We start from the raw sequence: 24,271 nt of genomic DNA on the forward strand, positions 1-24,271 counted from the left end.
GTATCTTTTGTTGTATACGTTGTTTTTTCAAGCCTCAAGCAACAGGTCACTGGTTGATAAATTGCTGAGCAGTGGCAATGTCGCTGGCATGGTCAACATCGACAATCTTGTCGATGCTGTAGGCCTTGAGGTTGAAGCCTGCCTCGATGAGGGCGCGCTGGAAGTTGCGCATGCGCGATATGCCCTGCTCGATGCAGCGGTCGAGCACTGCAAAGGCCTTGTCGCTCATGGCATAGATGCCCCCCGACACATACCGGGCTCCCTCGGGGCCGGGCTTGTCGGTGAAGGCCGTGATGCGCATGGTCGACTCGTCGGGCACCTCGACATAGAGGGGTTTCTCGTCGTCGACATAGGGGGTAACGGCCCACAAGCCGTCGTGCACCTTGTCGGCCTCGAAGGCGGCGATATAGCGTGCAAAATCGGGCTCTCTGAAGATGGTGTCGACCGTGGTGAGGCAGAACTTGCCGGGCTGCATCACCTTGCTCAGCTCCCAGAAGCTGTGCATGCTGCTGGGTGTGGTCTTTACCACGATGTTGAGCGGCACGTCGAGGTGCAGCGTGTCGAGAAACTCGCGCACCTGGGTCATGTGCTCGTTGACGATGATGCTGATGCTCTCGGCATTGCAGCGCTCAAAGATGCGCATGAGCCGCTCGACCATGGGCTCGCCGTTGAGCTCGACAAGCGGTTTGGGCTTCTGCACACCCTCCTGGGCCAGCCGCGAGCCCTCGCCGGCTGCTATGATTGCATAATTCATAATCGTTGATATTTGCTTTGAAAATACACCGAGTGCGTTGTGCTACTTGGTGGCAAGGTCGTCGTCATCGTCCTTGGTGAGGTCGAGCACCACATTGTCCTTGCCCTTGTCGAAGTAGAGCTTGCGCAAGGGGTTGCGATGCATCTCGTCGTAGCGCTTGCGGTTGCGCAGGATGTCGATAGCCGTGTAGATGGCGTGTCGCATCGAGTCCTCGCGGGCGATGCCCTGCCCGGCAATGTCGTAGCCGGTGCCGTGGTCGGGGCTGGTGCGCACATAGGGCAGACCGGCCGTGAAATTCACGCCCTCGCCCATGGCCAGCGCCTTGAACGGGGTGAGACCCTGGTCGTGATACATGGCCAGCACGCCGTCGAAGTGGCGATACATCTCGTTGCCGAAGAAGCCGTCGGAGGCATAGGGCCCGAAGCACAGTATCTTCTCGTTGTCGTAGGCCTCGTGCAAAGCCGGCACAATGATTTCCTGCTCTTCCTTGCCCAGCAAGCCATTCTCGCCGGCATGGGGATTGAGCGAGAGCACCGCGATGCGCGGACCCTGGATGTCGAAGTCGCGCTTGAGCGAGTCGTTGAAAATGCGCAGCTTCTCGAGTATGGCATCCTTGGTCACGGCAGCCGGCACCTGCGCCAGGGGCATGTGTATGGTGACCAGGGCAACGCGCATCTTGTCGTTGCACAGTATCATGAGCGCCTTCTTGCCATCGCCCATGCTGGCCTCGAGATACTCGGTGTGGCCGGGGAAGTCAAACTCGGGGCTTTGGATATTGTCTTTGTTGATAGGCGCCGTGACCAGCACATCGATTTTGCCGTCTTTCAAGTCGCTCACTGCGGCCTCGAGAGCCAGGAAGGCGGCACGCCCGGCCTGCTTGTCGGGTTTGCCCAGCTCAACCTTGATGTCCTCGTCGATCACCTCGACCAGGTTGGGCATGGTCTCCTTGATGTAGTCGGCAGTCTTGGTGTAGTTGATTTGATAGGGCTGCATCTCGATGGCCTTGCGGTGATAGGCCATGATCTTGCTCGACCCGTAGATGATGGGCGTGCACAGCTCGAGCATATCCTGATTGGACAAGGCCTTGAGTATCACCTCATAGCCTATGCCATTGGTATCGCCTTGCGTGATACCAATGCGTATTTTTTTCTTATTGTCAGTCATTAAGAATCATATATATATATTTAGCACACAGCAAGCGTGCCCCGCCTGCCGGTGAGGGCAACTGCCTGCCCTATAATAGTTGCCAAAGTTACAACAAAAATGGGAAACAGGCAAATCGATACAGCAATGGCGGTCGCGCAACGCTGCATGACCGCCATTGTGTGAAATCACTTGTTGAAGCGAGGAGGAGTGTCGCCGCTGCTGTGCGAGGGGGTGTCGAGGGGCGTGTCGTCGCCAGGGGCTGAGTCTTGCGGGGCCGCAGGGGCATCTTGCTGTTGCCCTTCGGCCTGCTGCTGCCTGGCTGCCTCGGCCTGGCGTCGCCGTTCCTCGGCCACTTGCTGCAACTCCTCGGTGCGGCTCTTCCACGGCCGCTTGCCGAAGATGCGCTCCACGTCGGCAGCATAGATCACTTCCTTGCTCATGAGCTCGTCGACCACCTGGTGATGTCCCTGGGCATACTTGGAGAGAATGTCCTTGGCACGCTGATACTGCTCGTTGACGATGCGCGATATTTCCTCGTCGACCACGCGGGCACGCTCGTCGCTGTAGGGACGCGATCCCAACTGGCCCTTGGGGTCGTAGTAGGAGATGTTGGGCATCTTCTCGCTCATGCCGTAGTAGAGCACCATGTTTCGGGCTATGCGTGTAGCCTGCTGCATGTCGTTGAGCGCCCCGGCGCCTATGGTGCCCAGGAAGAGCTCCTCGGCAGCACGGCCGCCCATGAAGGAGCATATCTCGTCGAGGAAGCCCTGCTTGTTCACACTCACGCGGTCTTCGGGCATGGTGAGATTCACGCCCAGAGCCTGGCCGCGGGGCACAATTGAGATCTTGACCAGCGGCTGGGCATATTGCAAGTGCCATATCACGGTGGTGTGTCCTGCCTCGTGCACGGCAGTCTCATACTTGTCGCGCTTGGTGAGCAGCATCGACTTGTTTTCCAAGCCCATGGTCACCTTGTCGATGGCCTCGCCAAAGTCTTGCATGGCAATGGCCGGCGCATTGCGGCGGGCGGCGATGATGGCAGCCTCGTTGCACACGTTGGCTATCTCGGCGCCGCTCATGCCGGTAGTTTGGCGGGCCAGCAGGTTGACGTCGACCTTGTCGTCGACGACTTTCTTCTTCAAGTGTACCTTGAATATGGCCTCGCGGTCGAGCAGCTCGGGCAAGTTCACGTGCACCTTGCGGTCGAAGCGGCCAGGGCGCAGCAGGGCCGGGTCGAGAATGTCCTCGCGGTTGGTGGCGGCCAGCACAATCACGCCGGCATCGCCGTCGATGCCGTCCATCTCGGTGAGCAGCTGGTTAAGCGTCTGGTCGTGCTCGCTGTTGAAGCCCTCGTTGCTGCGGCTGGCGCCCACAGCGTCGATCTCGTCGATGAAGACCACACAGGGGGCCTTCTCCTTGGCCTCGTTGAAGAGCTCACGCACACGGCTGGCACCCACGCCTACAAATTTCTCGACAAACTCGGAACCCGAGCGGGAGAAGAAGGGCACCTGGGCCTCGCCGGCCACTGCACGGGCCAGCATGGTCTTGCCCGTGCCTGGAGGACCCACGAGCAGAGCGCCCTTGGGCACCTTGCCGCCCAGGCGGCCGTACTTGGCAGGATTTTTCAAGAAGTCGACAATCTCGGTCACTTCCTGCTTGGCCTCCTCCATGCCGGCCACGTCGGCAAAGGTGATGGTGCCTATCTCGGAGTGCTTGTCCTCGAGACCCTTGCGCAGGTTGGTGATGGCTTCGTCAAAATACTTGAGCGACACGGCCTCGTCGTCGGCCTGAGTGGCAGCAGCCAGGGCGGCATCGTTGCACACCTTGGCAATGTCGGCGCCACTGAAGCCCGATGTTTTCTGAGCCAGGTCATCGACCTTGACATCGGCAGCCAGTTTCACATGCTTGAGATAGAGGTTAAAGATCTCGAGGCGCTCGCTCTGGCTGGGTTGCCCCACATAGATGTGACGGTCGAGGCGGCCTGGTCGCAGCAGCGAGCGGTCGAGCATGTCCTGGTTGTTGCAGGCGGCCATCACAATCACGCCACTGCTGTTGCCCATGCCGTCCATCTCGATGAGCAGCTGCGACAGGGCTGGCGTGCGGCTTTGGTCGGCCGCCACCTCGCTGCGCTTGGCCCCTATGGCCTCGATCTCGTCGATGAAGACCACACAGGGCGATTTCTCGCGTGCCTCGCGAAATATCTCGTGCAGGCGCTGTATGGGATCGCCGTATATGTTGGCCAGGTCGGGGCCCGATGCGGTGATAAAGGGCACGTCGGCCTCGTTGGCCACGGCCTTGGCCAGCATGGTCTTGCCCGTGCCGGTGGGTCCCGAGAGGAGCACGCCGCGCGGTATCTTGCCGCCCAGGCGGGTGTAGAAGTCGGGGCGCTTCAAGAAGTCGACAATCTGCAGTATCTTGCTCTTGGGCTTGTCGACACCGGCAATGTCGTCGAAGGTGACCGTGTTGGCCAGCTTGGTATCGTAGTCGAGGCCCTTGCGCACCTTCTCGATGGCCTTGAGCAGGTCGGCCTGGGTCACATGTTCGTTGCCGGCACCGGCCGACTGCACGGCGGCATCGTTGCACACGTTGGAAATCTCGGCGCCGCTGAAGCCCGAGGCCTTGCGGGCCAGCTCCTTGGTATCGACGTCGCTGGCGGTGGTGATGCGCTTGAGGTAGAGCTCAAAAATCTCCTCGCGGTCCTTGAGCTCGGGGAAGCCCACATATATCTTGCGGTCGAAGCGGCCAGGGCGCACCAGAGCCTTGTCGATGAGCTCCACACGATTGGTGGCGCCCATCACGATCACGCCCGAGTTGGTGCCATAGCCGTCCATCTCGGCCAGCAGCTGGTTGAGCGTGATTTCGCGCTCGCCGTTGCGGTTGGAGCGGCTGCCTATGGCGTCGATCTCGTCGATGAAGATGATGCAGGGAGCCTTCTCCTTGGCATTGCGGAAGAGCTCGCGCACGCGGCTCACGCCCGAGCCCATAAACTCGCCCTGGAACTCGGCTGCCGAGGTCGAGAAGAAAGGCACATTGGCCTCGCCGGCAACGGCCTTGGCCAGCAGCGTCTTGCCCGAGCCTGGAGGGCCCACCAGCAGCACGCCGCGCGGTATCTTGCCGCCCAGGCGGGTAAACATCTTGGGATTGCGCAGGAAGGCGATGATTTCGCCCACTTCCTTTTTGGGTTTCTCCATGCCGGCCACGTCGGCAAAGGTCACGGTGTCGGTCATGCGGGTGGGCTTGTCGAGCTGCCGCGTCACGCGGTCGATGGCCTCGTAGAAGTCGGGCTGCTGCACGGCCTTCTTCTTGGCGCGGGCGGCCAGCAGGGTGGCCTCGTTGCATATATTGGCAATGTCGGCCCCCGACAGGCCCGAGGTCATGCGGGCCAGGCGGTCGAGGTCGACGCTACCGTCGATTTTCACATTTTTGAGATGCACCTTGAAGATGGCTGCACGGTCCTCAAGGCTGGGGTTGCCTATGTAGATCTGGCGGTCGAAGCGGCCAGCACGCAGCAGGGCCTTGTCGAGCACGTCGGCACGGTTGGTAGCGGCCAGCACAATCACGCCGCTGTTGTTGCCGAAGCCGTCCATCTCGGTGAGCAGCTGGTTGAGCGTGTTCTCGCGCTCATCGTTGGCGGCAAAGTCGTTCTTGCGGCTGCGGGCGCGCCCTATGGCGTCGATCTCGTCGATAAAGACGATGCAGGGAGCCTTCTCCTTGGCCTCGCGAAACATGTCGCGCACGCGGCTGGCACCCACGCCCACAAACATCTCGACAAAGTCGCTGCCGGCCATCGAGAAGAAAGGCACTTGCGCCTCGCCGGCCACAGCCTTGGCCAGCAACGTCTTGCCCGTGCCTGGAGGGCCCACCAGCAGGATGCCCTTGGGGATGGTGCCGCCCAAGTCGGTGTACTGCTTAGGGTTTTTGAGAAACTCCACAATCTCGGACACCTCTTTTTTCTCTTTTTCCATGCCGGCCACGTCGGCAAAGGTGATTTCCTTGCTCTTGTCCTTGTCCTTGACGTGGAGCTTGGCACGACTGCGGCCCACGCTGAACACACCGCCGCCGCCACGGCCGCCCATGCTGCGCATCATCCATATCCAGAACACGACGAGCAGCACAAAGGGCAGCGCGCCCAGCAGCATGCTCGTGTAGTCGCTGTCGCTGGTATACTCGACCTTGCCGTTAAACTGGCCGGCCTTGCGCCACTTGTTGACGTAGTCGTCCATCTTGTCGCTCGAGGCGATGCCGGCAGTCACCGAGCTCTGCACACCTTGCTGCGGCCGTGAGTCGGGATAGACTTGCTTGGCCAGCTCGGGGGTGAGGAAAGCCTCAACCTGGTTTTTGCCGTTGTGCACCACAATCTTGGTCACGCCCTTGCCCTTGGTCTGCACCAGGTTTTCAAAGTCGGTCCACGGCACTTGCTTGGTCTGCACGTCGGCGTCGAAGAACCAGTAGCCCACCAGCATGGCAAGTATCAAGGCATAGAGCCAGTAGATGCTGAACCCGAAGCCCTTGCCCCGTGTCTTGCCGTCGTTGTTATTGTTGCTATTATTGTTGTTGTTGAAAATTCCAGCCATTGCCTGTAGTTTGATGGTTAATTGCCGGGAGCCCCGTCAGCCTCTGGCGCAAGCCGCCCGCCATTGAAAAAGATTCCTCACACTGCCAAAATGTCATTTAGTCGAGATCGGGCACGCGGGTGAGCTTGGCGTCGGCCCACAACTCCTCGAGATTGTAGCGCACGCGGAAGTCGGGCAGGAACACGTGCACATAGACCGTGCCGTAGTCGATCACGATCCACTGCGAGTTCTGGTAGCCGTCGTAGTTGAACGGGCGGGTGCCCAGTTTCTTCTCCACATAGTCGCGCACGCTGTCGGCCACGGCATCGACCTGCATGGTGCTGTTGCCTGTGCATATCACAAAGTCGCCTGTGGCTGCCGTCTCAATCTGGTTCATGTCGACGTGCACGATATCGTGGCCCTTCTTCTCCTGGATGCCCTCGATAATCGCTTGTACTAATGTTTCGTTTTCAGTCATATATATACATCGTAATGTTATCCTGCAAAGATACAGCAAATACTGCGCCAAACGAAATTATTTATTAAGTTTTAAGGTTTTGACTCGGGCGCGGGCCGCCGAGCTGGCCCGAGAGCAAAAAAGCACCCCCGCGATGCGCGAGGGTGCCTATAGTGTGAGCGCGCGTGTGTGTAGTTGCACACGTGGCAAGTCACGGGTTTACTTCTCGCAGGCAATGGCCTGGAGCAGAGCCACGGTGAAGTCCCAGGCCTTCTGCACGGCGGGAATGTGGCAGCGCTCTTGTGGCGAGTGCACGTTTTCGAGCGTGGGCCCGTAGGATATCATCTCCATGTGGGGAGCCTGCTGCAGGAACAAGCCGCACTCGAGGCCGGCGTGGATGGCGTTGACGATGGGCTTCACGCCGTAGAGCTTCTCCCACTGTGCCACGGCATCGGCCAGGAGCTTGCTGTTCACGTTGGGCTGCCAGCCCTGGTAGCCGCCGGTATAGTCCACCTTGCGGGCGCCGGCAAGCTTGTAGAGGGCCTCGATTTGGCCGGCGAGCTCATACTTGCGGCTCTCGACCGACGAGCGCGAGAAGTGCTCGATGTAGATGGTCTTCTCGGCTTCGAGCGTCTTGATGCTGGCAAAGTTGGTCGACGTTTCCACGAGTTCCTTGATGTCGTGGTCCATCGAGTAGATGCCGTGCTGGGCCACATAGGCGGCGCTGATGATGCGGCGGGCCGTGTCGGCGTCGATCACGGTAGCAGGCTTCTCCACGCTCTCGCACAGCACCTCCATGTGGGGCTCGGTAGCCTTGTACTCGTTTTTCACGTCGGCAATATAGGCATTGAGCTCGACCGAGAGTTTCTCCTTGTCGTCGGGCTTCACACCCACGATGGCCACGGCCTCGCGGGCGATGGCATTGTGCAGGTTGCCGGCGTCGACACGGGCGAGCCTGAAGTCAAACTTCTGCTCCAGGCGGTAGAGCAGGCGTGCGATTTGCTTGGTGGCGCAGGCATAGCCCTTGTCGATGTCGCTGCCCGAGTGGCCGCCGTGCATCTTGGTGATATTGAGCTTGAAGTAGACGAGGTCGGCAGGAGCAGCCTCGGGGGTGTAGTCGAAGTAGACGAGCGACTCCAGACCGCCGGCGCACCCGATGGTGATGATGCCGTCGTCCTCGCTGTCGAGGTTGAGCAGGTAGTCGCCTTGCAGCATGTCGCTCTTGATGTTGATGGCACCGGTGAGGCCGGTCTCCTCATCGACGGTGGCGAGCACCTCGAGCGGGCCGCACTTGATGTCGTCGTCGAGCAAGGCAGCCAGGGCCAGAGCCAGGCCCATGCCGTCGTCGGCGCCCAGCGTGGTGCCGTTGGCGCGCACCCACTCGCCGTCGACCACAGTCTCGATGGGGTCGGTCTCAAAGTTATGGTGTGAGGTGGGCACTTTCTCGGCCACCATGTCCATGTGGCCTTGCAGCACCACCTTCTTGGCATTCTCGTAGCCTGGAGCAGCCGGGCGGAACATGGCCACATTGCCCACGGCGTCGATCTTGTGCTCGAAGTTGTGCTCCTTGGCGAAATCCACGAGCCACTGGCGTATCTTGTCGAGCTTGCCCGACGGGCGCGGCACCTTGGTAATCTCGTCGAAAATACTCCACACGTTGGTTGGTTTCAAGTCTTTTACTGTCATAGTTGGTTGTGTCTTTTTTAAAAGTGATAATTGTTAGTTTAAGTTGCGTTCGACAAATTTATGTTAAAACATTCTCGGAACTTTGGTAAAGATACGAAATTAATTTGTAATAAAGGGCAAAATCTCGCAAAGGTTTTCTATATTTGCACAACAAATTCAGAATACTGCGGTGGAAATTGTAATTGCGACCATAATATTGACGGGTGTTGCAGTATTGTTGCTGGGCATCAAGATATTCTTTGTCAAGGGCGGACGGTTCCCCAACACACACATACACAACAACGAGTCGATGCGGCAACGCGGCATCACCTGCGCAAGAGACCAAGAATTTTATAAATAACAACCGATATAAATAGAGCAATGAACTTTTCAAGAAAGATGACAAAGTTTGTCATGATGGCAGCCCTCATGCTGGCCGCTGTGTCGTGCAACCAAAAGCAGCCACAAGCCAAGCCCGCGCTGCCCAAGCAAGCCAACGAGTCGATGGTGATACGCTACATCGACCCCGACTCGATAACAAAGAACTATAACCTGGCCAAGGACTTCAAGGAGCTCACCATCACAATGCAAAACAATCTCGATGCCGCACAGAAGGTGCAGCAGCAAAACTTGCAGAACCTCGAGAGCGAGTTCCAGGCCAAGGAAAAGAAAAACGTATATGCCACCGACCAGGCCCAGGCCCAAGCCGACCAGGCCCGCTACCAGAAGGCCGTGAACGACGCGCAGAGCAAGCTGGCCGAGATGAGGAGCAAGATGGAAAAGACGCTGCAGGAAAACAGCCAGCAGCTGCAAGACTCTATCGACAACTATGTGAAAATCTACGCCAAGCAGAAGGGCTACGACATGATTCTCTCCAAGGCTTCGACCTTCTACATCGACCCCAAGTATGACGTGACCGACGAGGTGGTGAAGGGATTGAACCAGCGCTACACCAAGGTGGCCAAGAAGAAATAACAGCCCGCATGGTGGCTCGTTGCGCCCGGCAGGGCGCCACAAGCGAAGCGGGAGGCAGGCACAACGACAAGTGCCAAAGCCTCCCGCTTCGCTTTACTTTATAGCGGCCAGCGCCACGCAAGGGCTCACAGGCGGTAGCGTGCTCTGATGAAGTTGACGCGCTTGACCAGACGCTGCCACAGGGTGCGATGGTCGACCCAGGTGGCCGCATAGTGATGAATCGAGCGAGTGGCCGGGGTGATGTGCAGCTCGCCCGTGAAATAATTCTTGGGGCAGAAGTACTCGGGCGGGTAGATGAAGATGTCGCCCACCTGGCGCAGTCCGTTCTCGAGCTGGCGGGCCGGCAGGCTGGCAAGCAAGTTGCTCACCACGTCGACCACCGTGCCGGTGAACTTGCCGTCCCAGGTGACGAAGTGGTGACTGCGGTACCAGTCGATGATGTGCCCGTAGAGCTCAAGGCCAGCAGGCGCGCCCAAGCCCAGGCCGGGGGCCACAATGCAGCTGCCGCCGGCGTCATGCCCGTCTTGCCGGGCCTCGCAGCCCATGAAGGGGCCGCGCTCGACGATGTCGTGAAGCGGGGCGATGAGCTCGACGTCGGTATCGAAGTAGAGGCCACCCTCGCGATACAGGATGCAGAAGCGGGCGTAGTCGCTCACAAAGGCGTATTTCTTGAGGCGATAGGCCTCGCGGGTGTAGGCAATGCTGGCCACGTCGAAGTTTGACTCGTTCCACTCCTTTATCTCATAGCCGGGCATGTACTTGCGCCACGAGGCGATGCACTGCCGGGCGCTCTCGGGCAGGGGATTGCCGCCAAACCAGCAATAATGTATCACTTTGGGTATCATCGTGCGAGCTGTTGTATAATGGTTGAGAAATCACAACTACAGCGCTACTCGGCTTGCGGGTCGTCGAGGTCGTCGTAGGTGTTGTACAGGAAATCGTTGTAGGGGAAGCGCTGCATGTGTATGGCCTTGGCCTTGTTGTAGAGCAGGTGCTTGAGCTCATCGATGTTCTCGCGTTTCTTGGCCGAGATGAAGACGCAGTTGTCGCCCATGCGTGCCATCCAGGTCGACTTGAGCTCGTCGAGCGGTATATTCTCGCGCTGGCGCGGGGTGAGGTCGTCGGCGTCTTTGGGCACATAGGAGAACTGGTCGATTTTGTTGAACACCATGATCATCTCCTTGTTGCCTGCATCGCACACCTCTTGCAGCGTCTTGTTGACCACCTCGATTTGCTCTTCAAATTGCGGGTGCGAGATGTCGACCACGTGCACCAGCACGTCGGCATCGCGCACCTCGTCGAGTGTGGTCTTGAACGACTCGACCAGGTGAGTGGGCAGCTTGCGTATGAAGCCCACCGTGTCGGTGAGCAGGAAGGGCAGGTTCTGGATCACGACCTTGCGCACGGTGGTGTCGAGCGTGGCAAAGAGTTTGTTCTCGGCAAAGACGTCGCTCTTGGAGAGCACGTTCATGAGGGTCGACTTGCCCACATTGGTGTAGCCCACAAGGGCGATGCGGGTGAGCTTGCCGCGGTTTTTGCGCTGTATCACCTTCTGCTTGTCCCAGGCTGCCAGCTTCTGCTTGAGCAGCGATATCTTGGTTTTCACGATGCGGCGGTCGGTCTCGATTTGCTCCTCGCCAGGGCCGCGCATGCCTATACCGCCGCGCTGGCGCTCGAGGTGGGTCCACATGCCGGTGAGGCGGGGCAGCAAGTACTGGTACTGTGCCAGCTCCACTTGCATCTTGGCATTGGCCGTCTGGGCGCGCCGGGCAAAGATGTCGAGTATCAGGGTGGTGCGGTCGAGCACCTTCACGCCCGTTTCCTTCTCGATGTGGGCCATCTGCTTGGGCGTGAGGTCGTCGTCGAAGATGACCAGCCCCACTTCGTGCTCGTGTACATAGCTGGCTATCTCGGCCAGCTTGCCCTTGCCCACAAACGAGGTGCTGTTGGGCGCCTCGCAGCGCTGCAAGAAGCGCTTTTCGGTCACAGCGCCGGCGGTGTCGGCCAGGAAGGCCAGCTCGTCGAGATACTCGCGGGCCTTGGCTTCGTTTTGCGTGGGGGTGATGAGGCCCACCAGCACAGCACGCTCCTGCTCGAGCTCGTTTACACGTTTTTTATCGTCAAGTAATCCCATATATGTATTTGTGTCAACAAAAAAAAACTTGCAAGCCCGGCCGCCCGTGCGGTGCAGGCCTGCGGCCACTCGTGGCGGCGGGTGCAAAAGTAGTAAAAATAATGCTCGCAAGCAAACTAAAACTCCCCGGGGCAATGCCTCGGGGAGCTGTGTGAGTGTGTCAATATCGTTTACTTGGGATTACTTGCCCAGGTTCTTGTCGATAGTGCAGATCGAAACGCGGTTCCACTCGGGCTCGCTGAACATCTCGCTGATGCCGTTGCCAGCAGCGTCGATGCGCTTGGCGTTGATTTTGTACTTGTTGACCAGGCAGTCCTTAACGGCGGCTGCACGGTTCTTAGCCAGTTTCAGGTTCACAGCCTCTGGGCCGTCCTTAGAAGCATAACCCTTCACAACCACTGTGGCTGCGCTGTTGCGCTTCATGTAGTTGGCGATGCGCTCCACGTTAGGCATTTGGTCCCTAGTGATGTCCCACTTGCCAATCTTGAAGAACACGCTGCTCTCGAGCGACTCCTTGTTGTCCTTGGTCTCGATCACCTGAGGCTTCTGAGCCTTGCAGGCAGCCAGGTCGCGAGCGAGCTGGTCGGCGCGGGCGTTGCAGTTGGCAAGGTCGCTTTGAGCCTGGCTCAGCTGGTTGCGCAGGTTGTTGATTTGGCCGTTGAGCTGGTCGATGTCGGCCTGAGTGTACTTGTAGGGGCACAGTGTGAAGTAGTGCTGACCGTTGCTGTTGCCGAAGTGATAGGTAACACCAGCCTCGAGCTCAACAGCTGCGTTGTTGATGTTGTAACGCGTCTGCTGACGGTTGCTCTTGCCGGCCTGCAGGTCGTGAGCGATAGTGCTGCTGTAGCCGTTCTGGGCTGCATTGTACTGGTTCACATTGTTCATGTCCCAGAAGATAGAAGGCTTCAACGAGATGGTCCAAGCCTTGCTCTCGCCCAGGTTCCAGTTGATGTTCACACCATATTTGGTGTACCACGAGTTCATGTCGGCCGAGTTGGCGGTCTTGTAGCCGTGCAGCCAGCCTGCACCAGCCACTGCTTCAAACTCAAGAGTGCGGGGAGCGCCCTTGTAACCACCGAAGAGGTTCGACAGGTTGAAGGCTGCAAATGCACCCACCAGCTGGTGGTCGATCATTGTAGCGCTGTGAAGACCCCACACAGGAGTGATGGCCTTGTTCCAGCTCGAGGTATTGATGGTCCACTCGCCCTCAACGCCTAAACCCAGCACTGGAGTGACTTGCTTGCGAATTTCGGCACCGAAGATGCCACGTGCGTTCTTCCAGAAAGCGTAGTGTTGTGCTGGAGAAACTGCTCCACCCTTAAGTGTTACCGACCAATTGTCGGTAAACTTAGTACCATACACATGGTCGGCGACCTGTGCCTGGGCAGCAGTCATGCCGAGTAATGCGGCTGCTAACAGAATAATCTTTTTCATAGTTCAAAATAAATTAAAACATTATACTCTATTAAAAACTTGGCAAAAGTAACTATTTTTTTGATTATATCAAAAAATTAACTAAAAATTTAGACATATAGGACCTAAATACCCCTTAAAAGCACTTTCTTTTGTTTTTTTTCAAGCTCGAAATAAACAAAAATTGGCTTTCTTCTCTTAAATTTCGTGGCAAATGTAAGACTTTTACGGCTGTAGTGCAAACGAAATCGTCAAAGCCACTCAATTTGTATACCAAACGACAATGTGAGCCACTTGTCGGGCGTGATGTAGCTGTTTTTGACTTTTTGAATAAAGTAATAGTCGCATGTGCTCAGCTCGTAAAAGAGACTCACGCTGCGGCCAAACCATCGCTTGCGCTCAGGGATGGGCAATGTTGAAGTAGAGACCCGCCGCAAGCGGCTGGAAATCGACAAGTTCCTCCGCCACATGCACTGTCCACGGGATGTAGTCTTGCTTGAGGGTCATCGTCATCACAGCGTGATGGGCGTTGGTCACGTTCACCATCTTCTCGCCGTCGACATCGACGTCGTAGGGGTGATAGTTGATGTAGCGGCATCCCGCCAGCGCCAAGCCCGTCGCCACACAGGCTGCAAAACTCAGCCACCTCAACGTGCTGTGCAGCCCACCCCACACACTCTCAGAGCGACACACACATATATATATAGCAAGAGCCGCACTCCCCCATTGCCGAGGGGTGCGGCTGTATCGCTTGTGACAGTATTGCCGTTGAGAGAGAGCGTGTGTGTGTGCGCATACATGTGCCTCGCCTGCATGCGGGGGCACACACGGGTGCTGCTACTCGACGTTGAGCAGCTCCTTCATCTTGTCCATGGCTGCATTCAAGCCGTCGGCGTTGCGACCGCCGGCTTGTGCAAAGTGCGGCTGACCGCCGCCGCCGCCCTGGATGGCTTTGGCAGCCTCGCGCACCACCTTGCCGGCATTGAGGCCCTCTTTCACCAGGTCGTCGCTGAGCATGATGGTGAGCATGGGCCTGCCGCCCTCGCGGGTGGCAGCCAGAAACACTGTGGCAGGTTTGGCATCGGCCTTGATGGCAAAAGCCACGCCCTTGACCACGTCGGCCGAGACAGCACCCGTGAGGCTCACCACGCGCATGCCATTTATCTCCCTGGCATCGCGGCACAGGGCCTCCTTGAGGGCATGTATGCGGTCTTGCACAAAGCCGTCGACCTGCTTGCGCAGGTTGGCATTCTCGGCCACGGCCTTGTTGACTGCGGCAGTGAGGTCGGGGGCATTGTTGAGCAGCTCCTTGAGTTTTGCCATAGTTTTCTCGAGAGCATAGATGGCGTCTTCAACGCTTTGGCCGGTGATGGCCTCGATGCGGCGTATGCCGGCTGCGATGCTGCTCTCGCTCAAAATCTTGATCATGCCTATGTTGCCCGTGTTGGGCACATGGGTGCCGCCGCACAGCTCCACGCTGGGGCCGTATTTCACCACACGCACCTTGTCGCCATATTTCTCACCAAAGAGGGCGATGGCGCCCATGGCGCGGGCCTCGTCGATGGGCATGTCGCGGTACTCCTCGAGCGGGATGGCCTGGCGCACCATGGCGTTGGCCACCAGCTCCACCTGGTGCAGCTCCTCGGGGGTCACCTTCTGGAAGTGGGAGAAGTCGAAGCGCAGCGACTTGGCGTCGACATAGGATCCCTTCTGCTCCACGTGGCTGCCCAGCACCTTGCGCAGGGCATAGTCGAGGATGTGGGTGGCTGTGTGGTTGCAAGCAGTGGCACGGCGGGCCTTGACGTTGATGGCGGCATGCAGGGTCTCGGTCACGTCGGCGGGCAAGCGCTTCACGATGTGCACTGGCAAGTTGTTTTCACGCTTGGTGTCGACTACCTCGATCTTCTCGTCGCCGCAAGTGAGCACACCCGTGTCGCCCACCTGGCCGCCCATCTCGGCATAGAATGGCGTGCGCGAGAGCACCAGCTGGTAGAAGGTGTTCTTCTTCTGCGTCACCTTGCGGTAGCGCAGTATCTCGGTGTCGCACTCGTCGAGGTCGTAGCCCACAAACTCGGTGTGGCCCTCACGCAGCTCCACCCAGTCGTCGGCCTCAACACGGGCAGCGTTGCGGGCACGCTCCTTCTGCTTGGCCATCTCGGCGTTGAACTCGTCCTCGCTCACTGTGAGCCCGTTTTCTTTCAAGATGAGCTCGGTGAGGTCGAAGGGGAAGCCATAGGTGTCGTAGAGGGTGAAGGCCTGGGCGCCGTCGATGTGCGACTTGCCAGCCTTCTTGGCCTCGGCCACGATGCCCTCGATCATCTTCATGCCTGTGGCCAGGGTGCGCAAGAAGGCGTCTTCCTCCTCCTTGATCACGTGCTTGATGAGCAACGATTGTGCCTGCAACTCGGGATAGGCCTGGCCCATCGACTCGACGAGCGTGTCGACGAGGCGGTACATGAAGGCCTCGCGCAGGCCCAGGAAGGTGTAGCCGTAGCGCACGGCGCGGCGCAAGATGCGGCGTATCACGTAGCCAGCCTTGGCGTTGCTGGGCAACTGCCCGTCGGCAATGCTGAAAGCCACGGCGCGCACGTGGTCGGCCACCACACGCATGGCCACATCCACATCGTCGCTCTCGCCATAGTGCTTGCCCGAGATTTCGCCTATCTTCTTGATGAGGGGCTGGAATATGTCGGTGTCGTAGTTGGAGTGCTTGCCCTGCAGCATGCGCACAAGGCGCTCAAAGCCCATGCCCGTGTCGATGACGTGCATCGAGAGGGGCTCGAGGCTGCCGTCGGCCTTGCGGTTGAACTGCATGAACACGATGTTCCATATCTCGATCACCTGTGGGTCGTCTTTGTTGACCAGCTCACGGCCGGGCACCTGAGCCTTCTGCTCGGGCGTGCGCGAGTCGTAGTGTATCTCAGAGCACGGACCGCAGGGACCGGTGTCGCCCATCTCCCAGAAGTTGTCGTGCTTGTTGCCGTCGATGATGTGGTCGGCAGGCAGGTGCTTGGCCCAGTAGCCGGCGGCCTCGTCGTCGCGGGCAATGCCCTCGGCGGGGCTCCCCTCAAACACGGTCACATAGATGTCGCTGGGGTTGAGCTTGAGCACATCGACCAGATACTCCCAGGCATAGTCGATGGCGCCCTCCTTGAAATAGTCGCCAAAGCTCCAGTTGCCCAGCATCTCAAACATGGTGTGGTGGTAGGTGTCGTGTCCCACCTCCTCCAGGTCGTTGTGCTTGCCGCTCACGCGCAGGCACTTCTGCGAGTCGGTGCGGCGGCGTGGTTCGGGATCCTTGGTGCCCAGTATGATATCCTTCCACTGGTTCATGCCTGCATTGGTAAACATGAGCGTGGGGTCGTCCTTGATCACCAGCGGTGCCGACGGGACGATAACGTGTCCTTTCGACTCAAAGAATTTCTTGAACGAGTCGCGGATTTCATTAGCAGTCATCATCATATTTTTTTCTTTGCTATCTATTTTTGTTTTTTTATTTCCCTTATCGTTGGTTGTGTTGCAGGAAATGATTACCTTTACACATAATATAAGACGCAAAGTTACTGCATAATCGCAATTTATGCAAGCCCGTCGCGCTTTAATACCCATTTTTAGAAAGTGGCATGGAAGAATTGACCAAACGTTTCTACCGCATAGGCGATGTAGCCGAGATACTCGGCATTCCCGCCTCGACGTTGCGCTACTGGGAGAAGGAGTTCACCATCATCAAGCCCACACGCAGCGCCAAAAACATAAGGCTCTACACGCCCAAAGACATCGAGACCATCAAGATGATCTACTACCTGGTCAAGGAGAAGGGCTTGAAGCTCGATGCCGCCCAGGCCATGATAAGGCGCAACCGCGAGGGCGTGTCCAAGCGCTTCGAGGTGGTGGAGCGCCTCAAGAGGGTGCGCGACCAGCTCAAGGCCTTCAACAAGGCGCTGCTCGAGGCCTCCAAGGCCGGGCATTGAGCGCCCCCCTCCGGCTCTACTACACGAAAAGCGACTGCAGCCTGCTGCACATTGAGGAAATCGTCCTCGTGCAGCAGGCTGCAGTCATTTCTCTATGCGCCACGGGGCATGGGCATTTCACGCCCCAAGCCTCCAGGCTGTGTATCGCAGTCGCTCACAATCGCGCTCAGAAGGGCAGGTCATCGCTCGAGCCGCCGCCAAAGTCGACAGGGGCCCCTGGAGCAGGTGCTGCCGGTGCCGGAGCTGCGACGGGCGCACCTGGAGCAGGCGCAGGCGCCGGAGCAGCCGACGGCTCATAGGGCTCGGCCTTCCAGGCATTGATGTTGGTAAACCAGCGGCCATTGTACTCATGGCTGTCGATGTCGAAGCTCACTTTCACTTGCTGTCCCACCTCGAGCGGATACTGATTGGCCTTGTCGCCGAAGAAACTGAAGAAGATTTTCTTGGGATAGGCCTCGGCGGTCTCGAGCACATATTCTTGCTTGCTCCACTGGTTGCCAGCCCTGGAGGTGCCTTGCTGTGCCGGCAATTTAACGATGATTTTTCCTATTGCTTCCATTGTCGATGTTTTTTCGTTGTTATCGATGTCGTTTTATTTTCCTTTGAAGTTACAAAGTTAGCAATTCTTTCCATTCATCCATCATTTTCACCCCGAAATTTTCTCACCCCACCTCGCTCTTCGGGCTCGTGTTAAATATTGCTAAATATATCCACACGGCAACGACTTTATTAACGGTTATAAGTAAATTTGACCAATAGATTTTAAACTTTAAACAAACGCAAGCTTATGAGAAAAAATTTTCGCATTTTATTAACAACAGCACTGTTGCTTTTTGCCAACGCTGCTATTGCCCAAGGAGCAACAGCGCACAACGTGAAGGGCACCATCACCATCGCCACCCCAATTGTAAAAGAGGACTTTTCTAAATTTACCGACGGTTCCGAAGAAAAGCCCTCGGCAACCAACATTGCCGCCAGTGGAACCATAGCGGCCTCCTACACCTCGGTTGCAGGCTGGACAGGAGCATCGGTGTTCCAGGCCGGAGGTGCGGCCTATATAGGCATGGACAACTCTGGATTTTGGCCAGAGCCTGGGCGACTCGTTACGCCAGCATTTGACGCCACGGGCAACGATGCCGTCTATCATGTCAAGTTTCGCGCTCGATCGTCGGCCAGCACCGACAATCTCACTATAAACAGGAAGAGCAAAGGCAATACCAACGTTGCCCTAACCAATGACTGGCAGGAGTTCACCATCGACTACACAAGCGGGACGGCTACCGAGAAAATAACTTTCTCGCCACAGAATCACGAGTGCTTCATCGACGACATAGACATTTATCAAACCCACCAAGAGGAGGCCGACGTTGCCCCTGAAGGCGCTGTGCTATACGAGAACTTCAACAAGTTCACCGCTGGAACCGAAATGGCTCCCAAGCAAGGCGACATTGCCGGCCAAGACTATATCCCCGACACGCTGACCATGACTCCCGGGTGGAAAGGCAAACACGTGTTTCAAGCCGGGGGCACGGCCTACCTGAGCAGCAATGGCGAGGGTGACTTTGGTATCACTACTCCGGTAGTAGACCTGTCGCACAATGCGGGAACCTTCACGCTGCAACTCAAAGCCAAACTCTATACGGGCGGGCAAGCCTCTACTTTGAGCTCGTCGGTAATAGGATACCTCTATGAAGTAGTAAACGGTGTTCCTCAACTGGTTGAAACCCAATATGCCGACATATCCAACACGTGGGCCGACTACTCTATGACCTTTAACCGCGGTACCGCCAGCAGCCAGCTGGTCATTGCCTTCTACGTTGGGGAAGGCTGGATCGACGACGTGGCACTTGTGCAACCCACCAGCACCGTCAAGGCTCCTGTGGCAACCGAATACGCTGAACTGACCGAAACTGGGTTTACTGCCAACTGGCTCCCTGTAGAAGGAGCCCAATCCTACCTCTTGAGTGTATATGAACGTGGCAACGGCACCCGCACCTACGTCCTTCAGGACAAAGCGGTGGCGGGCACCTCATGTGCAGTGACTGGGGTAGACACATCAAAACCCTATTACTATAATGTAAAGGCAGTAAAGGACGGAGTGAAATCGATCGAATCTAACCAAATCATGGTGCTCGGACTGCCTGTAGTGACCTTGCTCCCTGCTTCAGGCATTACAACAACTGGCTTCACAGCCCACTGGAAGTCGCTGAACAGAGCAACAACCTATATCGTCACATCCTACATCAATCACACAGCGACCGAGCCCGAAACCTTCGCGCTGATCGATGAAGATTTCAAGAATTTCAAGTCGGGCAGCATTGACAAGCCAGACACATGCCGCAGCATTGAATATAATGTGAACGACAAACTCTCGCGTGCCGACTGGGTGGCACGTAACCGCCTGGATATAAAAGGCGGCATCGGGCTTGACAATAGCGAGCAGAAGCAATATGGCACGGGCTGGCTTCACTCGCCACTGCTTGACTTGAGCAACAATGACGGTAATGTGAGTGTGACCTTGAGCACCTACGGCAGCGGGGCAAAGCGCTTCGATGTGGCCCTTTGCGATGCTGACGGCAAAAAAATCTCGGCGGTTGAATGCGCCGCAACCAATGCCTGGAACTCCGTTACAGTTGAGCTCACTGGCGGAACGCAGACATCTTACATAAGCATCGAGCTTCCCGAAAGCCAAACCGGCTCACTGTTTATCAATGCCTTGAAGGTTACCCAGCAACTCGCCGTGGGCGACAGCATCACAGTTCCTTATATTGGGAAAGAGGTGCCTAAGCCTTATAAGGCCAAAGATGAGTATTCGGCCGATTTCTCAATCGACAACTGGGCCAAGAGCGACACCTACTCCTATACAGTGCAAGGGCGGCGCACATTCTCGTCTACCTACATCCTGCCCAGATACATCTACAGCCACAAGCAAGCACCTGTCGTCGTCAACTATCCTGTGTCGACTGGCGTGGGCAATGTCGCTGTTTCTCAAAACACCGATGAGGTGATGCGCTACAATGTGGCAGGCCAACGCGTAGATGCCAACTACAAGGGAATTCAGATAATACGGCAAAGCGACGGCACCACTGTGAAGCGCATTATCAGATAACCGCATGTAAAGACGGCAGGGCAAGCATCATATTACCCCGTCCTCACTTCACAGCCGGGCAGGAGGCACCTCTCCCTCTGCCCGGTTTGTGTTTATGCTTCAACCAAGCTGTATCGGTGAAGTTGTCGGCACTCCAGTTGAAATCGTTTAAAATAATTTGTTGACTGCTTTTCAAGAAAATAATGCCAAGTTGTTGAAAATCGACAACTTGGCATTTAATCTTGTGCGCCTGAAAGGACTCGAACCTTCACGACAGTGAGTCACCAGATCCTAAGTCTGGCGCGTCTACCAATTCCGCCACAAGCGCGCAATAGATGATGTTGCAAAGATACGACTATTAATCAACACTTGAAAAAAAACAGGCTGTGTTTTTTTACACGAGCGCTGCAAGGGGGCTGGGAAATCATTGGCCTCAGTGCTGAGCGGCCAGGATGGCCATGGCGGTGTCGAGGATGGTGTCGCGGCCGGCCTGCTTGTCGGCATCGGTGATGTTGACCTCGCAGTCGGGGGCGACGCCAAACTCGGTGAGCTCGCCGCTGGCATCGCGTATCTGTGCCGCCGAGAATCGCACGCTCCAGCCACAGGGCAGGTCGGCAGTGAAGGGCAAACCGCATCCGCCACCGGTGGTGTCGCCCACGATGGTGACGCCAGGCAGGTGCTTCATGATCGAGACAAAATTGTTGGCCGCCGAGAAACTGGCACGGTTGCACAGCACCACCACGGGCTTGCTGTAGTGCACGCGGCCGGCATCGGGGGTGAAGTAGTAGTCGTAGGGCTTGGAAAAGTCGTCGTGCCCGGGGCCGGTCTTGTGGCTGAGGCTGCCCACCATGGTCTTGCCGGTGATGAAGCGCTTGACGAGGGTCTCGACGTTGGTGAGATAGCCGCCGCCGTTGTTGCGCACGTCGATGATGAGCCCGTCGCTGCTGGCAAGGTAGCTCAGTATGGCGTCGAGGTTGCCGTCGCCTATCTTGTTTTCAAAGCTACCATAGTACATATAGCCCAGGTTATTGCTCAAGATCTGGTACTTGATGCCGCTCACGTTGCGGTAGTCGAAGTTGAGATAGTGCTCGTCGATGACGCGGCGGTCGTAGTTCACGGGATACTGCTCCCATATCCAGTAGCGCGACACGTCGCTGCCCGAGATGAGATTGGTGTGCCCGTCTTTGAGCTCCTTGAGCATGTCGCCGCACAGGTCGAAGAGCTCGCCGGCGCTCATGCCAGGCGCCAGCTTGGCACGATACACGTTGCCCACCGAGTCCCAGTCGATGTTTTTGTACTTAAAGAAGGTGTAATGCTCGTCGATGATGGTCCACAGGGCGTCGAAGTTGCCCTGGGCGTCGTTGGAAAACTCCTCTTGCTCGTGGCAGGCCGAGAGCAGCAGGAGCAAGCCCAGGGCGAGCAGGATGATGCGTGATGACGATTGTTGCATGCTGATGAAAGGTTGAAAACTACACAAAATGGATTGGCAAGAAAAGCGCTCTTGAAACGCCAGGTTAGTACTGTGGCGACACCACTGCGCCTCGAGGTTTCTTGCCGTGGCGCAAGCTGAGCAGCTCGCCCCCTATGCCTATGACCAGGGCATGAGTGAAGATGTGGGTGTTGATGTGGTTCACCCACGAGGTCTCGATGCGGCCGCGGTAGCCCAGGCGCAGGGTGGTGCCGCCCAGCCGCCAGTCGGCTGTGAGGGCATGGGTGAAGTCGAAGCGGTTGCCCCACCACCCAAGGTGCACCAGGCCGCGGTGGTTGCCCTCATATATTTCATAGTAGGCCTCGTCGTAGTCGGGCGAGAAGAAGACCCCCGCCACGGGCAGCGAGCCCTCGTAGCGCAGACTGAGCCGGCGGCCCAGCAGGCGCGTGTTCCACACGGCCATGGCATTGAAGCCCACAGCCCAGTGTATCTTGGCCGTAGCCACGTTGTTGCTGTTGTTGCCGTTGTAGATGGCACCGCCACGCAGCTGAGTCATGGGGCCTATCATGAGTTGGGTGCCGCGCAGGCCGCCAGGATTGTACCAGCGCCGCATCATCGACCAGCGGCCCTCGAGCATAAGCGAGTGCATGGTGTGGTTGCCCGCCGGGTTGCGCGTGTGGTCGTAGTCGACGCCCACCTCGAGCTGGCGCGTCCACCGCAGGGGGGCAAAACCGGTGGCCTGGAAGTGCTCGTAGCCCAGGCGCACGTTCTGCCCATGATAGGCAATGGGGGTCATGTAGGTGTTGAGCAGCGAGGCATGGCCCACGTCGAGGGTGAACATGCTCACCACCGGGCGCAGCACCTGGGTAGAAGTGTCGCACTCCTGCTCATGGCCATGAGCGGGCAAGGCAGCACTCGCAGCAAGCACAAGGGCTGCAGCCGCCAGCCTAATTGTCGCGAGGCTTCTCATTGCCCTCATTGTTGCTGTCGTCGAAGAGGCGGGTCTGGCCCGTGAGCCGGTCGCGCACCTCTCGCTGGTCAATCACATCGGTGGCTGAATCATCGGTATCGACAAGGCCTTCAACCGGGGCGATGTCGGTTGCGGGAGCATCCTGCTCGGGCACTGGGCGGGGCTCAAGCTCGGTCACAGTGTCGATGGCGTAGTTGCTCACACGCTTGCCCTTGGCCTTGAAGCTCTTCACGCCTATATACTCGTCGGCATCGATCACGAGGCTGTCGCGGAAAGCATCGCCGCCGCCAAACTTCACCTCAAAGCGCGGATAGCGCGCGTCGCTGAGCAGCAGCAGGCGCGAGTCGGGGTTGCCGCCTGTCATGCTTTGCTTCTTGGCGTTGTCGTCGAGCGTGAAGCGCTTGATGTAGTAGTAGCCCTGGTCGGCATCATCAACAATGGCCGTCCACACCTTGCCCTCGTCGTATTTCTCGATGCGCAATATGCCCTCCTCGTAGTGGTTGTTCTCGTCGCTGGTGGTGGTGTAGAAGTCGCCGTTGCGCATCACCACAAGCACGCGGTCCTCGCCGCTGAACTTGCCCAGCGAGTAGCCGTGACCCTCATAGTTGAGACGCAGAATATCGGGATCAAACCACACCTCGCGGTCGCCCAGTGTGGAGATGCCATGCTCCTTGAGCGAGATGCGGTGCACCTCGTTCTTGGTCACTATGTTGCCGCGGGCCGTCTTGCCCTTGATGGCGAGCTTCGACAGGTCGACGTCAAATTGCAGCACCTTGAGCCGGAACTTGGGCTTGAGCGTGACACGCAGCACCTCGGCCTCGCCGTTGGGGTTGGCAGTGAACCACAGTATCTTGCTGCCTGGCTTGCCCATCGTCACGTCATACTCCTTGTCGCGCGTGACGCCCGTCACCGCAAAGCGCTTCATGTAGACGATGCCGCCGCGGCCGTCCTGGTAGAGCACGTTGTAGATGGTGCGCTTGTCGTTGCGATTGAACACGTTCACATAGAGCACATTCTTGCCCACATACACCTTGTCGCTCACCTTGATGACCTTGTACTTGCCGTCTTTGTAGAAGATGATGATGTCGTCGATGTCGCTGCAGTTGCATATGTACTCATCCTTCTTGAGCCCGGTGCCCAGGAAACCGTCGGCACGGTTGATGTAGAGCTTCTCGTTGGCCACAGCCACCTTCGAGGCCACAATGGTGTCGAAGTCGCGCACGATGGTGCGACGCGGGTGCTGAGCGCCGTATTTCTTTTTCAGGTTGGTATACCACTCGATAGTGTAGTCGACCAGGTGGGCCAGCTTGTTGTCGATATCGGCAATGCGGTCGTTGAGCATCGCGATATAGTTGTTGGCCTTGTCGCTGTTGAACTTCAGGATGCGGCCCATCTTTATCTCAAGCAGCTTCAAGATGTCGTCGCGCGTCACCTCGCGGTAGAAATGGGGCTTGAACGGATCGAGCCGCTTGTCGATGTGGGCCACTGCGGCATCCAGGTCCTTCGACTGCTCAAAGGGGCGGTCCTTGTAGATGCGCTCCTCGATGAAGATTTTCTCAAGCGAGGCAAAGAAGAGCGACTCCTCGCTGTCGTGGCGCTGATACTTGAGTTCCTTCTCCAGGATGTCCTTGGTGCGGTCCACGCTGAATCGCAACAGGTCGCTTACGGTCAGGAACTGCGGTTTCTCGTCTTTGATCACACAGCAGCATGGCGATA

17 protein-coding genes, 1 tRNA gene and 3 pseudogenes (1 of these 21 only partly in view) are annotated in these 24,271 nt (G+C 57.5%); 4 read left to right on the forward strand and 17 right to left on the reverse strand.

What is annotated here, in order from left to right:
* Positions 1-46: 46 nt before the first annotated feature.
* The 7 genes and pseudogenes from GF423_RS04175 to GF423_RS04200 all read right to left on the reverse strand — a co-directional run bounded on the left by GF423_RS04175 (position 47) and on the right by GF423_RS04200 (position 8,596).
* A complete protein-coding gene (locus GF423_RS04175; RefSeq protein WP_154327202.1) occupies positions 47-754 on the reverse strand; it encodes a nucleotidyltransferase family protein in 708 nt (235 codons plus the stop codon).
* A 42-nt stretch (positions 755-796) separates the two neighbouring features.
* On the reverse strand, positions 797-1,918 hold the full coding sequence (gene pdxA, locus GF423_RS04180; RefSeq protein WP_154327203.1) for a 4-hydroxythreonine-4-phosphate dehydrogenase PdxA: 1,122 nt from the start codon (positions 1,916-1,918) through the stop codon (positions 797-799).
* Positions 1,919-2,085: 167 nt separating this feature from the next.
* Positions 2,086-3,618, reverse strand: a pseudogene (ftsH, locus tag GF423_RS14400) (ATP-dependent zinc metalloprotease FtsH); the annotation flags it as partial.
* A gap of 45 nt (positions 3,619-3,663) precedes the next feature.
* A pseudogene (locus GF423_RS14405) lies at positions 3,664-5,127 on the reverse strand (AAA family ATPase); the annotation flags it as partial.
* Positions 5,122-6,465 (reverse strand): annotated as a pseudogene (locus GF423_RS14410) (ATP-dependent metallopeptidase FtsH/Yme1/Tma family protein); the annotation flags it as partial. The pseudogenes GF423_RS14405 and GF423_RS14410, both read right to left, overlap by 6 nt.
* A gap of 106 nt (positions 6,466-6,571) precedes the next feature.
* A complete protein-coding gene (gene rsfS, locus GF423_RS04195; RefSeq protein ID WP_154327204.1) occupies positions 6,572-6,931 on the reverse strand; it encodes a ribosome silencing factor in 360 nt (119 codons plus the stop codon).
* A 198-nt stretch (positions 6,932-7,129) separates the two neighbouring features.
* Positions 7,130-8,596, reverse strand: a complete 1,467-nt coding sequence (locus GF423_RS04200) for an aminoacyl-histidine dipeptidase (protein ID WP_154327205.1) — start codon at positions 8,594-8,596, stop codon at positions 7,130-7,132.
* A gap of 169 nt (positions 8,597-8,765) precedes the next feature.
* Between GF423_RS04200 and GF423_RS04205 the strand changes: the two genes are divergently transcribed.
* Positions 8,766-8,936: a hypothetical protein gene (locus GF423_RS04205; protein ID WP_154327206.1), complete on the forward strand. Its 171-nt coding sequence runs from the start codon at positions 8,766-8,768 to the stop codon at positions 8,934-8,936.
* Between the two features lie 20 nt (positions 8,937-8,956).
* Positions 8,957-9,550, forward strand: a complete 594-nt coding sequence (locus tag GF423_RS04210; protein ID WP_154327207.1) for an OmpH/Skp family outer membrane protein — start codon at positions 8,957-8,959, stop codon at positions 9,548-9,550.
* A gap of 125 nt (positions 9,551-9,675) precedes the next feature.
* Here GF423_RS04210 and GF423_RS04215 read toward each other — a convergent pair whose 3' ends face one another.
* The 5 genes from GF423_RS04215 to alaS all read right to left on the reverse strand — a co-directional run bounded on the left by GF423_RS04215 (position 9,676) and on the right by alaS (position 16,556).
* Entirely contained in the window at positions 9,676-10,395 is a 720-nt protein-coding gene (locus tag GF423_RS04215; protein WP_154327208.1) for a glycosyltransferase family 32 protein, read from the reverse strand.
* A 44-nt stretch (positions 10,396-10,439) separates the two neighbouring features.
* Positions 10,440-11,684: a GTPase HflX gene (gene hflX / locus GF423_RS04220; RefSeq protein WP_154327209.1), complete on the reverse strand. Its 1,245-nt coding sequence runs from the start codon at positions 11,682-11,684 to the stop codon at positions 10,440-10,442.
* A 180-nt stretch (positions 11,685-11,864) separates the two neighbouring features.
* Positions 11,865-13,118 carry an OmpA family protein gene (locus GF423_RS04225; RefSeq protein ID WP_154327210.1) on the reverse strand — a complete coding sequence of 418 codons (1,254 nt, stop codon included), beginning with the start codon at positions 13,116-13,118 and terminating at the stop codon, positions 11,865-11,867.
* A gap of 378 nt (positions 13,119-13,496) precedes the next feature.
* On the reverse strand, positions 13,497-13,748 hold the full coding sequence (locus GF423_RS04230; RefSeq protein ID WP_154327211.1) for a hypothetical protein: 252 nt from the start codon (positions 13,746-13,748) through the stop codon (positions 13,497-13,499).
* A gap of 186 nt (positions 13,749-13,934) precedes the next feature.
* On the reverse strand, positions 13,935-16,556 hold the full coding sequence (alaS, locus tag GF423_RS04235) for an alanine--tRNA ligase (RefSeq protein ID WP_154328974.1): 2,622 nt from the start codon (positions 16,554-16,556) through the stop codon (positions 13,935-13,937).
* A 164-nt stretch (positions 16,557-16,720) separates the two neighbouring features.
* Between alaS and GF423_RS04240 the strand changes: the two genes are divergently transcribed.
* Complete coding sequence (locus tag GF423_RS04240) at positions 16,721-17,068, forward strand: MerR family transcriptional regulator (RefSeq protein WP_154327212.1); 348 nt, start codon at positions 16,721-16,723, stop codon at positions 17,066-17,068.
* 166 nt (positions 17,069-17,234) lie between these two features.
* Here the strand turns inward: GF423_RS04240 and GF423_RS04245 are convergent, their stop codons facing one another.
* Complete coding sequence (locus GF423_RS04245) at positions 17,235-17,627, reverse strand: DUF3127 domain-containing protein (protein WP_154327213.1); 393 nt, start codon at positions 17,625-17,627, stop codon at positions 17,235-17,237.
* Between the two features lie 228 nt (positions 17,628-17,855).
* Here GF423_RS04245 and GF423_RS04250 point away from each other — a divergent pair, with 228 nt between their 5' ends.
* Positions 17,856-20,177 carry a hypothetical protein gene (locus GF423_RS04250; RefSeq protein ID WP_154327214.1) on the forward strand — a complete coding sequence of 774 codons (2,322 nt, stop codon included), beginning with the start codon at positions 17,856-17,858 and terminating at the stop codon, positions 20,175-20,177.
* 224 nt (positions 20,178-20,401) lie between these two features.
* Here GF423_RS04250 and GF423_RS04255 read toward each other — a convergent pair.
* The 4 genes from GF423_RS04255 to GF423_RS04270 form a co-directional block, all read right to left on the reverse strand.
* Positions 20,402-20,484: transfer RNA gene (locus tag GF423_RS04255), tRNA-Leu, on the reverse strand.
* 105 nt (positions 20,485-20,589) lie between these two features.
* The gene (locus tag GF423_RS04260; RefSeq protein WP_154327215.1) at positions 20,590-21,606 is read right to left on the reverse strand and encodes a S41 family peptidase; all 1,017 of its coding nucleotides are present in this window, start codon (positions 21,604-21,606) and stop codon (positions 20,590-20,592) included.
* Positions 21,607-21,670: 64 nt separating this feature from the next.
* A complete protein-coding gene (locus GF423_RS04265) occupies positions 21,671-22,564 on the reverse strand; it encodes a DUF3316 domain-containing protein (RefSeq protein WP_154327216.1) in 894 nt (297 codons plus the stop codon).
* Positions 22,533-24,271 carry the 3' portion of a DNA gyrase/topoisomerase IV subunit A gene (locus GF423_RS04270; RefSeq protein ID WP_154327217.1) on the reverse strand. The gene runs 1,000 nt beyond the window's last position, so 1,739 of the gene's 2,739 nt are visible here — the last part of the coding sequence; its start codon lies beyond the right edge, outside the window; it ends in the stop codon at positions 22,533-22,535. The genes GF423_RS04265 and GF423_RS04270 overlap by 32 nt, the downstream gene beginning before the upstream one ends.

This window comes from Sodaliphilus pleomorphus (assembly GCF_009676955.1).
Lineage (GTDB): Bacteria > Bacteroidota > Bacteroidia > Bacteroidales > Muribaculaceae > Sodaliphilus > Sodaliphilus pleomorphus.

Excerpts from the sequence above, each read along its gene's own strand:
- GF423_RS04175 (WP_154327202.1), bottom strand. The coding sequence starts at position 754 with ATGAATTATGCAATCATAGCAGCCGGCGAGGGCTCGCGGCTGGCCCAG.
- pdxA (WP_154327203.1), bottom strand. The coding sequence starts at position 1,918 with ATGACTGACAATAAGAAAAAAATACGCATTGGTATCACGCAAGGCGAT.
- rsfS (WP_154327204.1), bottom strand. The coding sequence starts at position 6,931 with ATGACTGAAAACGAAACATTAGTACAAGCGATTATCGAGGGCATCCAG.
- GF423_RS04200 (WP_154327205.1), bottom strand. The coding sequence starts at position 8,596 with ATGACAGTAAAAGACTTGAAACCAACCAACGTGTGGAGTATTTTCGAC.
- GF423_RS04210 (WP_154327207.1), top strand. The coding sequence starts at position 8,957 with ATGAACTTTTCAAGAAAGATGACAAAGTTTGTCATGATGGCAGCCCTC.
- GF423_RS04215 (WP_154327208.1), bottom strand. The coding sequence starts at position 10,395 with ATGATACCCAAAGTGATACATTATTGCTGGTTTGGCGGCAATCCCCTG.
- hflX (WP_154327209.1), bottom strand. The coding sequence starts at position 11,684 with ATGGGATTACTTGACGATAAAAAACGTGTAAACGAGCTCGAGCAGGAG.
- GF423_RS04225 (WP_154327210.1), bottom strand. The coding sequence starts at position 13,118 with ATGAAAAAGATTATTCTGTTAGCAGCCGCATTACTCGGCATGACTGCT.
- alaS (WP_154328974.1), bottom strand. The coding sequence starts at position 16,556 with ATGATGACTGCTAATGAAATCCGCGACTCGTTCAAGAAATTCTTTGAG.
- GF423_RS04240 (WP_154327212.1), top strand. The coding sequence starts at position 16,721 with ATGGAAGAATTGACCAAACGTTTCTACCGCATAGGCGATGTAGCCGAG.
- GF423_RS04245 (WP_154327213.1), bottom strand. The coding sequence starts at position 17,627 with ATGGAAGCAATAGGAAAAATCATCGTTAAATTGCCGGCACAGCAAGGC.
- GF423_RS04250 (WP_154327214.1), top strand. The coding sequence starts at position 17,856 with ATGAGAAAAAATTTTCGCATTTTATTAACAACAGCACTGTTGCTTTTT.
- GF423_RS04260 (WP_154327215.1), bottom strand. The coding sequence starts at position 21,606 with ATGCAACAATCGTCATCACGCATCATCCTGCTCGCCCTGGGCTTGCTC.
- GF423_RS04265 (WP_154327216.1), bottom strand. The coding sequence starts at position 22,564 with ATGAGGGCAATGAGAAGCCTCGCGACAATTAGGCTGGCGGCTGCAGCC.